This window comes from Variovorax sp. Root434 (assembly GCF_001426595.1).
GTDB lineage: Bacteria > Pseudomonadota > Gammaproteobacteria > Burkholderiales > Burkholderiaceae_C > Variovorax.
Window position 1 is genome coordinate 87,533 of record NZ_LMEK01000026.1, and the last position, 12,901, is coordinate 100,433.

Annotated in this window: 14 protein-coding genes; 12 read left to right on the forward strand and 2 right to left on the reverse strand. The window is 66.2% G+C overall.

The window, feature by feature from the left end; genetic code table 11:
• Positions 1–2: 2 nt before the first annotated feature.
• The 10 genes from bamB to ASD05_RS25200 all read left to right on the forward strand — a co-directional run bounded on the left by bamB (position 3) and on the right by ASD05_RS25200 (position 9,852).
• Entirely contained in the window at positions 3–1,145 is a 1,143-nt protein-coding gene (bamB, locus tag ASD05_RS25155) for an outer membrane protein assembly factor BamB (protein ID WP_056598122.1), read from the forward strand.
• A 66-nt stretch (positions 1,146–1,211) separates the two neighbouring features.
• Complete coding sequence (gene der / locus ASD05_RS25160; protein WP_056598124.1) at positions 1,212–2,555, forward strand: ribosome biogenesis GTPase Der; 1,344 nt, start codon at positions 1,212–1,214, stop codon at positions 2,553–2,555.
• Positions 2,556–2,718: 163 nt separating this feature from the next.
• Positions 2,719–2,964 carry an RNA chaperone Hfq gene (gene hfq / locus ASD05_RS25165; protein ID WP_007828293.1) on the forward strand — a complete coding sequence of 82 codons (246 nt, stop codon included), beginning with the start codon at positions 2,719–2,721 and terminating at the stop codon, positions 2,962–2,964.
• A gap of 56 nt (positions 2,965–3,020) precedes the next feature.
• A complete protein-coding gene (hflX, locus tag ASD05_RS25170; RefSeq protein ID WP_056598125.1) occupies positions 3,021–4,190 on the forward strand; it encodes a GTPase HflX in 1,170 nt (389 codons plus the stop codon).
• Between the two features lie 74 nt (positions 4,191–4,264).
• The gene (gene hflK, locus ASD05_RS25175) at positions 4,265–5,623 is read left to right on the forward strand and encodes an FtsH protease activity modulator HflK (RefSeq protein WP_056598126.1); all 1,359 of its coding nucleotides are present in this window, start codon (positions 4,265–4,267) and stop codon (positions 5,621–5,623) included.
• Between the two features lie 17 nt (positions 5,624–5,640).
• Entirely contained in the window at positions 5,641–6,540 is a 900-nt protein-coding gene (gene hflC, locus ASD05_RS25180) for a protease modulator HflC (protein WP_007828296.1), read from the forward strand.
• Positions 6,541–6,562: 22 nt separating this feature from the next.
• Positions 6,563–6,751, forward strand: a complete 189-nt coding sequence (locus tag ASD05_RS25185) for a DUF2065 domain-containing protein (protein WP_042672606.1) — start codon at positions 6,563–6,565, stop codon at positions 6,749–6,751.
• 44 nt (positions 6,752–6,795) lie between these two features.
• Positions 6,796–7,956, forward strand: a complete 1,161-nt coding sequence (locus ASD05_RS25190) for an ATP phosphoribosyltransferase regulatory subunit (protein ID WP_056598128.1) — start codon at positions 6,796–6,798, stop codon at positions 7,954–7,956.
• A gap of 23 nt (positions 7,957–7,979) precedes the next feature.
• Positions 7,980–9,311, forward strand: coding sequence for an adenylosuccinate synthase (locus tag ASD05_RS25195; protein WP_056598130.1), 1,332 nt, complete (start codon positions 7,980–7,982; stop codon positions 9,309–9,311).
• Between the two features lie 16 nt (positions 9,312–9,327).
• Positions 9,328–9,852 (forward strand): phosphoribosyltransferase, encoded by a 525-nt coding sequence (locus ASD05_RS25200; protein WP_056598132.1) that lies wholly within the window; start codon positions 9,328–9,330, stop codon positions 9,850–9,852.
• Positions 9,853–9,856: 4 nt separating this feature from the next.
• On the opposite strand, the gene ASD05_RS25205 is transcribed toward ASD05_RS25200, so the two are convergent.
• Both ASD05_RS25205 and ASD05_RS25210 read right to left on the reverse strand, forming a co-directional pair.
• Positions 9,857–10,306 (reverse strand): VOC family protein, encoded by a 450-nt coding sequence (locus ASD05_RS25205; protein ID WP_056598137.1) that lies wholly within the window; start codon positions 10,304–10,306, stop codon positions 9,857–9,859.
• Positions 10,307–10,403: 97 nt separating this feature from the next.
• Positions 10,404–11,252, reverse strand: a complete 849-nt coding sequence (locus ASD05_RS25210; RefSeq protein WP_200955493.1) for a helix-turn-helix domain-containing protein — start codon at positions 11,250–11,252, stop codon at positions 10,404–10,406.
• Between the two features lie 100 nt (positions 11,253–11,352).
• Between ASD05_RS25210 and ASD05_RS25215 the strand changes: the two genes are divergently transcribed.
• Positions 11,353–12,546 carry a PLP-dependent transferase gene (locus ASD05_RS25215; RefSeq protein ID WP_056598140.1) on the forward strand — a complete coding sequence of 398 codons (1,194 nt, stop codon included), beginning with the start codon at positions 11,353–11,355 and terminating at the stop codon, positions 12,544–12,546.
• Between the two features lie 114 nt (positions 12,547–12,660).
• On the forward strand, positions 12,661–12,864 hold the full coding sequence (locus ASD05_RS25220) for a hypothetical protein (protein WP_007828308.1): 204 nt from the start codon (positions 12,661–12,663) through the stop codon (positions 12,862–12,864).
• Positions 12,865–12,901 lie beyond the last annotated feature (37 nt).

Below are 12,901 nucleotides of genomic sequence, written 5' to 3' on the forward strand. Positions count from 1 at the left end.
ATATGAATTTCAAGCGTTTCATGCCTGAATCGACCGCCCTGCGCGCGGGATCAGCTCTTGTTTTGGTGGCGCTCCTCGCCGCCTGTTCGGGCAGCGGCAAGCCGAAGCCGGCAGAACTTCCCGCCAATCCGGCCCTGATGGGCGTGCGCCAGGCCTGGACGGTGCGCATCCCCGAGGTCAAGTTCCCTCTCACCACCGACATCAGCGGCGACACCGTCACCGTGGCCGGCAGCGACGGCACGGTGGTTGCCATCGACGCCCGCGCCGGCCGTGAAACCTGGCGTGCCAGCGCCGGTGCGCCGCTGGCAGCGGGCGTAGGCAGCGACGGGTCGATGGCCGCGGTCGTGACCACCGGCAACGAACTGGTCGCCATCGAGAACGGCAAGGTCCTGTGGAAGCAGAAGCTCTCGGCCCAGGCCTTCACCGCACCGCTGGTGGCGGGACGCCGCGTGTTCGTGCAGACCGCCGACCGCAGCATCAGCGCCTGGGACGGCCAGAGCGGCCGCCGCCTCTGGATCCAGCAGCGCACGGGTGAAAACCTCGTGTTGCGCAAGTCGGGCGTGCTGATCGCCGTGGGCGACACGCTGGTCGCAGGCATCGGCGGCCGTCTGGTGGGCATCAACCCCGCCAATGGCACTTCGCGCTGGGAATCGCCCATTGCGGCACCGCGCGGCACCAACGACGTGGAGCGTCTGGTCGATCTGACCGGCAGCGTGAGCCGCTTCGGCGACACCATCTGCGCCCGCGCGTACTACGCCAGCGTTGGCTGCGTCGAGACCGTGCGCGGCTCGCTGGTCTGGAGCAAGCCCGCTTCGGGCGCCGACGGCGTCAGCGGCGACAGCGGTTTTGTCTACGGTACCGAGTCCGACGGCAGCGTCGTCGCGTGGCGCCGTGCCGATGGCGAGCGCGCCTGGCAGATGAGCCGCTTGAAGAACCGCAACCTCACCGCGCCGCTGGCCGTGGGCCGCTCGCTGATCATCGGCGAAGACACCGGCACGCTGCACTTCGTGTCGCGCGAAGATGGCGCGCTGCTCAATCGCGTCACGCCCGATGGCTCGGCCATCACCGTCACGCCGGTGCTGGCCGGCAACACGGTCGTGGTCGTGACTGCCAAGGGTGGCGTGTTTGGTTATCGCCCTGAATAACTCTTTCTTTTTCCTTTTTTCTTTCCAAGGCCCGACCATGAAATCCGCGCCATCGAAAGGCCGGCCATGAAGCCGGTCGTGGCCCTGGTCGGGCGGCCCAACGTTGGCAAGTCGACCCTCTTCAACCGCCTGACCCAGACGCGCGACGCCATCGTCGCCGACTTTGCTGGCCTCACGCGCGACCGCCACTACGGCAATGGCCGCCTGGGCAAGCACGAGTTCATCGTCATCGACACCGGTGGCTTCGAACCCGACGCGGGCAGCGGCATCTACAAGGAAATGGCCAAGCAGACGCGGCAGGCCGTGGCCGAGGCCGACGTGGTGATCTTCGTCGTCGACGCCCGCGAGGGCCTGTCGGCGCAAGACCATGACATCGCCAACGAACTGCGCCGCCTCGGCAAGCCTTGCGTGCTGGCGGCCAACAAGGCCGAAGGCATGCACGACGGCACCAAGCTGGTCGACTTCTACGAACTCGGCTTCGGCGACGTGCATGGCGTATCTGCTGCGCACGGGCAGGGCATGCGCGACCTCGTCGAACTCGCCCTGGAACCGCTGAACCTGCCCGATCCCGACGACGAGACGGACGAGGACGAGGTCAACAAGCCGATCAAGCTGGCCGTGGCCGGACGGCCCAACGTGGGCAAGTCGACGCTGATCAACACCTGGCTCGGCGAAGAGCGCCTCGTGGCCTTCGACATGCCGGGCACCACGCGCGATGCGATCTCCGTGCCCTTCGAGCGCAACGGCCAGCGCTTCGAGCTGATCGACACGGCCGGCCTGCGCCGCAAGGGCAGGGTGTTCGAGGCGATCGAGAAGTTCTCGGTGGTCAAGACGCTGCAGGCCATCGAATCGGCCAACGTGGTGCTGCTGCTGCTCGACGCCACGCAGGGCGTGACCGACCAGGACGCGCACATCGCCGGCTACATCCTCGAAAGCGGTCGTGCGGTGGTGATCGCGATCAACAAATGGGACGCCGTCGACAGCTACCAGCGCGAGCAGATCCAGCGGCAGATCGAGACCCGGCTGCCGTTCCTGAAGTTCGCGGCGCTGCATTTCATCTCGGCCATCAAGCGCCAGGGCCTGGGCCCGGTGTGGCAGGCGATCGCGCAGGCCCACAAGTCGGCCACGCGCAAGATGTCGACGCCGGTGCTGACCCGCCTGCTGCTGGAGGCGGTGCAGTTCCAGGCGCCCAAGCGCGGGGGCATGTACCGGCCCAAGCTGCGCTATGCGCACCAGGGGGGCATGAACCCACCCGTGATCGTGATCCACGGTAATTCACTGGAGCACGTCACCGACGCCTACAAGCGCTTTCTCGAAGGGCGCTTCCGCAAGGAGTTCGACCTTGTGGGTACCCCCTTGCGCATTGAGTTCAAGAGCTCGCACAATCCATTTGCCGACAAGGACGACTGAGGGGCTTGGCTGCCGATGGCGGCCGATGAGCTGCGGGCCGAGTGGAAGTTCCGTCTTTTGAGAGCCGTTATTTTCTCAAGGCTTTTGACCCCGATTGCTGCGACGCAGAAACCCTGTGTTAAGGTCATCTCTCCAACAACTACTCTTGAACACGGAGAATATCGTGAGCAATAAAGGGCAACTTCTGCAAGACCCGTTTCTGAACACCCTGCGTCGTGAGCACGTGCCGGTTTCCATTTATTTGGTGAATGGCATCAAGCTGCAGGGCCAGATCGAGTCTTTTGACCAGTACGTCGTGTTGCTTCGCAATACGGTGACGCAAATGGTCTACAAGCACGCCATTTCCACCATCGTGCCGGGTCGTGCCGTCAACTTCTCGGCTACCGAGAACGAAGACGCCGCAGCCTGATCGCGCGGAGCGCGGCGGCCCCTGCTGCCGCGCTTTTTCCCAATTTCTGATCCCGCTTGTCTGAACTGATCCCCCGCCAGGAAGGCGCCGCCGTTCTCGTCGGCGTCGATTTCGGGCTGCCCCATTTCGACAGCGAACTCGAGGAACTCGGCCTGCTCGCGCAGACCGCGGGCCTGACGCCTGTCGCCCGTCTTGCGTGCAAGCGCAAGGCACCCGACGCGGCCCTGTTCGTTGGCAGCGGCAAGGCCGAAGAAATCAAGGAGCTGGCTGCCCTGTACAGGGCGAGCGAGGTCATCTTCGATCAGGCCCTGAGCCCCGCGCAGCAGCGCAACCTCGAGCGCCAGCTCGACATCGCGGTCTACGACCGGACCTTTCTCATCCTCGAAATCTTCGCCCAGCGCGCGCGTTCGCACGAAGGCAAGCTGCAGGTCGAGCTGGCTCGCCTGCAGTACCTCAGCACGCGGCTGGTCCGCCGCTGGTCCCACCTGGAGCGCCAGACCGGCGGTGCAGGCGTGCGCGGCGGCCCGGGCGAGAAGCAGATCGAGCTCGATCGCCGGATGATCGGCGAGTCGATCAAGCGCACGCGCGAGCGTCTCGCCAAGGTGCAAAAGCAGCGCGGCACTCAGCGCCGGCAGCGCGAGCGACGCGACACCTTCAACATCTCGCTGGTGGGCTACACCAACGCGGGCAAGTCGTCGCTGTTCAATGCGCTGGTGAAGGCCCGCGCCTATGCGGCCGACCAGCTGTTCGCCACGCTCGACACCACCACGCGCAACCTCTATCTGGGCGATGCCCGGCGGCAGGTGTCGATCTCCGACACCGTGGGTTTCATCCGCGACCTGCCGCACGGGCTGGTCGATGCCTTCAAGGCCACGCTGCAGGAGGCGGTCGATGCCGACCTGCTGCTGCATGTGGTCGACGCCTCCAACCCCCATTACCCCGAGCAGATGGCCGAGGTGCAGACGGTGCTGCGCGAGATCGGCGCCGACACCGTGCCGCAGCTGTTGGTGTTCAACAAGCTCGACGCTCTTGAAAGCGCGCAGCATCCGCTGCATCTGCAGGACGAGATGGAAATCGACGGCGCGCAGGTCCCCCGCATCTTCCTCAGTGCCAGGAGTGGCGAGGGCGTGCCGCTGCTGCGCGCCGAACTCGCCCGGCAGTCGGGTTCCGTAGCCGATACGATGACCCCTGAGGCAGACGCTGAATTGCACGATGCAACCGATTGATTGGGCACAATCCCGCCACTGACAAGAGAACGAAGCGAATGAATTCAAAGCCAGCGCGGAGAGGGTTTCTGGGCATGTTCAACCTGAACGACGGCCGATGGGGGCGCGGCGACGAGCCGTCTTCCAACGGCAGCCGCCCCCCCGACGCCAATCCTCCCGGCGCACCGACCCCACCGCCTTCGAGCAATGGCGGCAACAACGGCAACAACGACAACCGCCCTCGCGGACAGGGCCCCAACCAAGGCCCTCCCGACCTCGATGAACTCTGGCGCGACCTCAATCGCAAGCTCGGTGGCTTCTTCGGTGGGAAGGGCGGCGGCAACCGCCCCAACGGCGGCAATGGTGGCGGCAACGGCTACAGGCCCGACATGAAGAATGCAGGATTCGGCCTCGGTCTCGTGGCGGCAGTGGTGGTCCTGATCTGGCTCGGCACCGGCTTCTTCATCGTGAACGAAGGCCAGCAGGCCGTCATCACACAGTTCGGCCGCTACAAGAGCACCGTGGGCGCCGGCTTCAACTGGCGCCTGCCGTACCCGATCCAGCGCCACGAGGTGGTGGTGACCACGCAGATCCGTTCCGCCGACGTCGGCCGCGACGCCATCGTGCGCTCCACCGGCCTGCGCGAGTCGGCCATGCTGACCGAAGACGAGAACATCGTCGAGATCAAGTTCGCCGTGCAGTACCGCCTGAGCGATCCGCGTGCCTGGCTCTACGAAAGCAAGTCGCCCGCCGACACCGTCGTGCAGGTGGCCGAGACCTCCGTGCGCGAGGTGGTCGGCAAGATGAAGATGGACGCCGCGCTGGCCGAGGAGCGCGATCAGATCGCACCGCGCGTGCGCACGCTGATGCAGACCATCCTCGACCGCTACAAGATCGGCGTCGAAGTCGTCGGCATCAACCTGCAGCAGGGCGGCGTGCGTCCGCCCGAGCAGGTGCAGGCCGCGTTCGACGACGTGCTCAAGGCTGGCCAGGAGCGCGAGCGCACCAAGAACGATGCGCAGGCTTATGCCAACAACGTGGTGCCGCTCGCCACCGGTACGGCTTCGCGCCTGAAGGAAGAGTCCGAGGCCTACAAGGCGCGGATCGTGGCGCAGGCCCAGGGTGATGCCGGCCGCTTCAGTGCGGTGCTGGCCGAATACCAGAAGGCCCCGCAGGTAACGCGCGACCGCATGTACACCGATGCCATGCAGCAGATCTACGCCAGCACGACGAAGGTGCTGGTCGACAGCAAGCAAGGCTCCAACCTGCTGTACCTGCCGCTCGACAAGCTCATGCAGCTGAGCGGCAACAACGCGGCGGCCACGCCGGTCGACGCGGCCAGCCCGAATGTCGCCGGCACTGCACCGGCCCAGTCCTCGGTGATCCCGGTGGCCCCTGCGACGAACGACGTGCGCGCCCGCGATGGCCGCTCGCGTGACCGCGACGTGCGTTGAAAAAGGCCCGAAAGAATATGAACAGAATCGGATTCATCGCCACCTCGATCCTCGTGCTGCTGGTGTTGGCAAGCTCGACCCTCTTCGTGGTCGACCAGCGGCAGTTCGGCGTGGTCTATGCGCTTGGCCAGATCAAGCAGGTCATCACGGAGCCCGGCCTCAACTTCAAGCTGCCGCCGCCGTTCCAGAACGTGTCGTACATCGACAAGCGCCTGCTGACGCTGTCGAGCGTGGACACCGAGCCGATGCTCACTGCCGAGAAGCAGCGTGTGGTGATCGACTGGTATGTGCGTTGGCGCATCAGCGACCCGCAGGCCTACATCCGCAATGTCGGCCTCGACGAGAACGCCGGCGCCATGCAGCTCAACCGCGTGGTGCGCAATGCGTTCCAGGAAAACATCAACAAGCGCACCGTGCGCGACCTGATCTCGGTGCGCCGCGAGGCCCTGATGGCCGACGTGCAGCGCGAAGTGCTGTCGGTGGTGAAGGGCGCCAAGCCCTGGGGCGTGGACGTGGTCGACGTGCGCATCACGCGTGTCGACTACGTGGAAGCCATCACCGAATCGGTCTACCGCCGCATGGAAGCCGAGCGCAAGCGCGTGGCCAACGAGCTGCGTTCGACCGGCACGGCCGAAGGCGAGAAGATCCGCGCCGATGCCGATCGCCAGCGCGAAGTGATCGTGGCGAACGCCTACCGCGACGCGCAGAAGATCAAGGGCGAGGGCGATGCCCAGGCCGCTTCCACATACAGCGAGGCCTTTGGCCGCGACCCGCAGTTCGCTCAGTTCTACCGAAGCCTCGAAGCCTACAAGCAGAGCTTCAACAAGAAGAGCGACGTGATGGTGCTCGATCCGTCCTCGGACTTCTTCCGCGCCATGCAAGGTTCGGGTTCGAACACCAACGCTTCCCGTCGTTGATTCGCAGCCGCCCTCAGGAGCCGTGAGCGCCGACACTTTCTGGAGCGCGCTGGCGCTCGTCCTGGTGATCGAAGGCATCCTGCCTTTCGTCTCGCCGGGAGGGTGGCGGCGCGGCTTCGGCCAGCTCATGCAGCTGCGTGACGGCCAGCTTCGTTTCTTCGGACTTTGCAGCATCCTGCTGGGTTTGCTACTGCTCTGGATCTTGGGGTAGCGCGGTCCCGGTAGAATTCCGGTTTAACCACGCCCTCGATCCCCATGTCCGCCTGGGTCCTCCCGGATCACATTGCCGATGTGCTGCCCTCAGAGGCGCGCCACATCGAAGAACTTCGACGCCAGCTGCTCGATACCGCCCGTGGCTATGGCTACGAGCTGGTGATGCCGCCGCTGCTCGAACACCTCGAATCGCTGCTCTCGGGCACCGGCGAGGCGCTCGACCTCCAAACCTTCAAGCTCGTGGACCAGCTCTCCGGCCGCAGCATGGGCCTTCGCGCCGACACCACCCCCCAGGTGGCGCGCATCGATGCCCACCTGCTGAACCGCGACGGCGTGGCCCGCCTGTGCTATTGCGGCCCGGTGCTCCACACCCGGCCCGACCGCCCGCACGCCACCCGCGAGCCGCTGCAGTTCGGTGCCGAGATCTACGGTCACGCCGGGCTCGAGGCCGACACCGAAACCCTGCTGCTGGCGCTCGACTGTCTCGACGCCGCCGGTCTGCGCGAGGGCGTGATCGTCGACCTGGCCGATGCCCGAATCGTGCGTGCGCTGTTCGCCGGCGTACCGGTCGATGCCGCCACGCTCGCCCGGGTGCACGCCGCACTGGCCGCCAAGGACGCGAGCGAGCTCGCTTCGCTCACCAAGGACTTCCCCGCCGCCTCGCGCGAAGGGCTGCGCGCCCTGGTCCAGCTGTACGGCGACGCGTCGGTGCTCGACGAGGCCACCAAGGCCTTGAAGGGCACGCCTGCCGTGGGCGCCGCGCTGGCCGGCCTGAAACAGCTCGCTGCCGGCCTCCAGGGCGTGGCCGGCCGCCAGATCAGCTTCGACCTGGCCGACCTGCGCGGCTATGCGTACTACAGCGGCATGCGCTTCGGCATCTACGTGCCCGGCGCGGCCGATTCGCTGGTGCGCGGCGGCCGCTACGACGAAGTGGGGGCCGTGTTCGGCCGCAACCGTCCGGCCGTCGGCTTCAGCCTCGACGTGCGCGAGCTGGTCGGCGTGCTGCCGGCCCGCCCGCTGCGCGCCGCCATCCGCGCGCCCTGGAGCGACGCGGCTGGCCTGCGTCAGGCGATTGCCCAATTGCGCAAGTCCGGTGAAACGGTAGTCTGCGTGCTGCCGGGCCATGGCAGCGAAATCGATGAATTCCACTGCGACCGCGAGCTCGTCGAGCAAGCCGGCCAGTGGAGTGTCCGAGCGATCTGATTTTTTGAAGTAATGGAACGAGCATGAGCGTAACCACCGGAAGAAACGTGGTCGTCGTCGGTACCCAGTGGGGCGACGAAGGCAAAGGCAAGCTGGTCGACTGGCTGACGGAAAGCGCCCAGGGCGTGGTCCGTTTCCAGGGTGGCCACAACGCGGGCCACACGCTGGTCATCAACGGTGTGAAAACCGCGTTGCACCTGATCCCAAGCGGCATCATGCGGCCCGGCGTCAAGTGCTACATCGGCAACGGCGTGGTGTTGTCGGCGGCCAAGCTGTTCGAGGAAATCGAAGGGCTGGAGAAGGCTGGCGTCGAGGTGCGTTCGCGCCTGCGCATCAGCGAGGCCTGCCCGCTGATCCTGCCGTTCCATGCCGCGCTGGACATCGCGCGCGAGGCCTACCGCGAAAAGGGCGGCATCGAGAAGATCGGCACCACCGGCCGCGGCATCGGCCCGGCCTACGAAGACAAGATCGCACGCCGCGCACTGCGCGTGCAGGACCTGAAGCACCCCGAGCGCTTCGCCACCAAGCTGCGCGTGCTGCTCGACCTGCACAACCACGTGCTGACGCAGGTGCTGAGCGCGCCGGCCATCGATTTCGACGAAGTCTTCAACGAAGCGATGAGGCACGCCGAGCTGCTCAAGCCCATGATGGCCGACGTCTCGCGCGAACTGAACGACGCGAACAAGAACGGCGCCAACCTGCTGTTCGAAGGCGCGCAGGGCACGCTGCTCGACGTCGATCACGGCACCTATCCGTACGTCACCTCCAGCAACTGCGTGGCCGGCAATGCCGCCGCCGGTTCGGGCGTGGGCCCGGGCATGCTGCACTACATCCTCGGCATCACCAAGGCCTACTGCACGCGCGTAGGCGGCGGTCCGTTCCCCACCGAACTCGACTGGGCCACGCCCGGCACCCCCGGCTATCACATGAGCACCGTGGGCGCCGAAAAGGGCGTAACCACCGGCCGCAGCCGCCGTTGCGGCTGGTTCGACGCCGCGCTGCTCAAGCGCTCGGCGCAGGTCAACGGCCTGTCGGGCCTGTGCATCACCAAGCTCGACGTGCTCGACGGCCTCGAAAAGCTCGAGCTGTGCACCGGCTACGAACTCGACGGCGAAACCACCGACATCCTGCCGATGGGCGCGGACGAGATCGAGCGCTGCACGCCGATCTACGAAACCCTCGAAGGCTGGACCGAGAGCACGGTCGGCGTCACGCAGTACGACAAGCTGCCGATCAATGCGCGCCTGTACCTGCAACGCATCGAGCAGATCACCGGTGTGCCGATCCACATGGTGTCGACCAGCCCCGACCGCGACCACACGATCATGATGCGCCACCCCTACTTGGCCGACTGAAGAGGAAAAAAGACCCATGTTGACCGAAGACGGCAAGCATCTCTACGTCAGCTACGACGAGTACCACAACCTGATCGAGAAGCTCGCGATCAAGGTGCACCAGTCGGAATGGCAGTTCGACACCATTCTGTGCCTGGCGCGCGGCGGCATGCGCCCTGGCGATGTGCTCTCGCGCATCTTCAGCAAGCCGCTGGCCATCATGTCGACCAGCTCGTACCGCGCTGACGCGGGCACGGTGCAGGGCCATCTCGACATCGCGCGCTTCATCACGACACCCAAGGGCGAGATCGCTGGCAAGGTGCTGCTGGTCGACGACCTGGCCGACTCGGGTCACACGCTGCATGCCGTGATGGACATGCTGCGCAACAACTATCCGCCCATCACCGAGCTGCGCAGCGCAGTGATCTGGACCAAGGCGCTGTCGACCTTCACGCCCGACTACCAGGTGGAATTCCTGCCCACCAACCCCTGGATCCACCAGCCCTTCGAAGGCTACGACTCGCTCGGCGCCGAGAAGCTGATCGAGAAGTGGTCGGTCTGATCTCTCAGCCGGCGCCGCCGAGCATCTCGGTGTAGCGCCGCTGCATTTCTTCCGGCGTCAGCTTCTCGATGCTGTGCCCCACGTTCCAGCGATGGCCGAAGGGGTCGCGAAAAACGCCGGAGCGTTCCCCGTAAAACTGATCCTGCGGTGCCATGTCGAGCGTGGCGCCTGCAGCGACTGCGCGCGCCACCAACGTGTCGGCATCGTCCACATGCAGGTGCAGCGTGACGGCCGTGCCGCCCAGCGTCTTCGCACTGTGGATGTTGAACTCGGCGAATTCGTCCGAGATCATCAGGATCGCGCCGTTGTGGAAGTCCAGCTCCGCGTGGCCGATGCGCCCGCTGGGTTCGGTCAGGCGAAAGATCTCCTTCACCTCGAAGACCTTGCAGTAGAACTCGATGGCTGCGCCGGCATCGTGGACGCAGAGGTACGGAAACAGCTCGTGGATGGCCATGGTTTGTTGTCCCTTCGGGTTGAGATGGGCGCGATTCTGGCGCTCGCCGCAGATCAGGTCTTGAACAAATTTGACCTGCGGGGGCGTAGCAGGCCGCTCAGATCCGCACGTGCCGCGAGGACGTCGGTGCCGCCCGCCGGTACGCCTGCGGCGACATGCCGGCGATCGCCAGGAAATCGCGGTTGAAATGCGCCTGGTCGCTGTAGCCGGCCTGCAGCGCCAGCTCGACCCAGCGTTGGGCCGGGGTGGTGGCGAACTGGCCGATCACGCGGTCGAAGCGCAGCATGCGTGCGTACTGTTTGGGTGCCAGGCCGGTCATGCTGCGAAAGAGGGCGATGAAGCGCCGGTGGCTGTAGCCGCTTTGCTTCACCAGTTCGCCGATGGCGCCGGCTTGCCCGTCGTTGTCGTTGGCACTCGCGCTGGACATGCGGGCCAGTGCCTGCGCCACCGCGGGGTGCAGGCCGCGCAGGGAGGACGAGGCAAGGCGCGCGCTCAGCAAGGCAACGACGATGGCGAGCTGCCGCGCCTGCGAGTCGGTGCCGTGCAGCTGTTCGAGCGCGAAGCCCGCATCGGCACCCCAGAGCGCTTCGAGCGGGGTGTGGCGCCTGGCCAGCGCATCTTCGGGCGCCCCGAGCAGCGCCCTGGCCGCGCCCGGCTGCAGCATGACGCCGACCGAACGCGTCGCGACGGACACATCGCGCACGAAGAAGGCCGAGCGGGTCCCGCCCACCATGGCATGGCCCACCGTGAAGCCCTGCGCATCGGTATCGTCGCGAAACAGGCGCAATGACGGCCCCGAGAGCCGGAAGACCAGGTGCATGCCGCCGGTGGGCAGCACATGCTCGCGCGCACCCGGGCGCTCGGCAGGCTTGCCCCCGGGCGACGAGGCCCACATCAGCCGCACGAAGGGCCGCAGGTGAGAAGGGGCAAGGCGCGTCAGTTGCACGGTCGCGGGCTTCTTCCATGAAGCAGGCTCTGGCCCATCCGCGCATTGTGCGATGGAACGCTTGCCGGAGGCACCGGGCCGGCCGCGATAGCATCCACCCATGAGCAAGCCTTCCACGACCCTGATCCACCACCCCTACGTTCCGCCCGCCACTTTCGCTGCGCCGCAGCCCGGCGTTTTCAAGGCATCGACGGTGTTCTTCGCCGACGTGGCCGCCATGCGCGCGCGCGACTGGCGTACCAAGGCCGGCTACACCTACGGCCTGCACGGCACGCCCACCACCTTCACGCTGGAAGAGCGCCTGGCCACGCTCGAAGGCGGCACCGAGTGCCTGCTCGTGCCCAGCGGTCTGGCGGCCATCTCGCTGGTCTCGTTCGCTTTCCTCAAGACCGGCGACGAGGTGCTGATCCCGGACAACGCCTACGGACCCAACAAGGCGCTGGCCACCGGCGAACTGGCGAACTTCGGCATCACCCATCGCCTGTACGACGCAATGAACCCGGCCGACCTTGCGGCCAAGCTGTCGGACCGCACGCGATTGGTCTGGGTGGAAGCAGCGGGCTCGGTGACGATGGAGTTTCCCGATCTGCCCGCGCTCGTGAACGTCTGCCGCGCGCGCGGCGTGATGACGGCGCTCGACAACACCTGGGGCGCGGGCCTGGCCTTCGCGCCCTTCGATTTCAACGGCAGCGGGCAGGGCGTCGACATCTCGGTGCACGCGCTCACCAAGTACCCGAGCGGCGGCGGCGACGTGCTCATGGGCAGCGTGGTCACGCGCGACGAGCGGCTGCACCGCGCGCTCAAGCTCACGCACATGCGCATGGGTTGGGGCATTGGCGTGGGCGACGTGGAAACGCTGCTGCGCTCGCTGCCCAGCATCGCGCTGCGCTATGCGGCGCACGACCGCTCGGCGCGCGAACTGGCCGGCTGGCTTAACGGCTGCGAGGAGATCGCGCAGGTGCTGCACCCCGCGCTCGAAGACTCGCCGGGCCACACCCACTGGCGTGCGCTGTGCGGTGCCACCGACCTCGCGGCCGGCCTGTTCTCGGTGGTATTCGACGAGCGCTACAGCACCGAGCAGGTCGATCGTTTCTGCGACAGCCTGCGGCTGTTCCGCCTCGGCTACTCGTGGGGCGGTCCGATCAGCCTCGTGGTGCCCTACGACATCGGCCTGATGCGCGACGCCGGCGTGGCACGCTGGCCCTACAAGGGCACGCTCGTTCGTTTTTCCATCGGCCTCGAAGACGTAGAAGACCTGCGCGCCGACCTGCAGCAGGCATTGGCGCGGATGTAAGAAATCGCTTCGCGCTCCCTGCGAGCGTCATGGGGTACCGTCTCGAGACCGCACCGTTATCGCTTACAGTAGGCCACGTGCAGTCACCCTGACTGCCTCGCCCAAGGAGAAGCAGTGGCAACACCCAATTACGGCTACGAGAAGCGCCAGAAAGAGCTGGCCAAGAAGAAAAAGAAGGAAGAGAAGCTCCGAGAAAAGGCGAACCGCAAACTCAGCCCGAGCAGCGACGGCTTGGCCCCCGGAGACCCGGAAACCGACATGGCCTCGCTCGAACGCGATCCACCCACCGTGCCCGAGTTGCCCACCAAGAACGGTTGATCCGCTCCTGGCGTACCGATCGAAAAGAAGCCGCCGC

Excerpts from the sequence above, each read along its gene's own strand:
- bamB (WP_056598122.1), top strand. The coding sequence starts at position 3 with ATGAATTTCAAGCGTTTCATGCCTGAATCGACCGCCCTGCGCGCGGGA.
- ASD05_RS25200 (WP_056598132.1), top strand. The coding sequence starts at position 9,328 with ATGTTGACCGAAGACGGCAAGCATCTCTACGTCAGCTACGACGAGTAC.
- hflC (WP_007828296.1), top strand. The coding sequence starts at position 5,641 with ATGAACAGAATCGGATTCATCGCCACCTCGATCCTCGTGCTGCTGGTG.
- ASD05_RS25190 (WP_056598128.1), top strand. The coding sequence starts at position 6,796 with ATGTCCGCCTGGGTCCTCCCGGATCACATTGCCGATGTGCTGCCCTCA.
- ASD05_RS25215 (WP_056598140.1), top strand. The coding sequence starts at position 11,353 with ATGAGCAAGCCTTCCACGACCCTGATCCACCACCCCTACGTTCCGCCC.
- ASD05_RS25195 (WP_056598130.1), top strand. The coding sequence starts at position 7,980 with ATGAGCGTAACCACCGGAAGAAACGTGGTCGTCGTCGGTACCCAGTGG.
- ASD05_RS25205 (WP_056598137.1), bottom strand. The coding sequence starts at position 10,306 with ATGGCCATCCACGAGCTGTTTCCGTACCTCTGCGTCCACGATGCCGGC.
- der (WP_056598124.1), top strand. The coding sequence starts at position 1,212 with ATGAAGCCGGTCGTGGCCCTGGTCGGGCGGCCCAACGTTGGCAAGTCG.
- hflK (WP_056598126.1), top strand. The coding sequence starts at position 4,265 with ATGTTCAACCTGAACGACGGCCGATGGGGGCGCGGCGACGAGCCGTCT.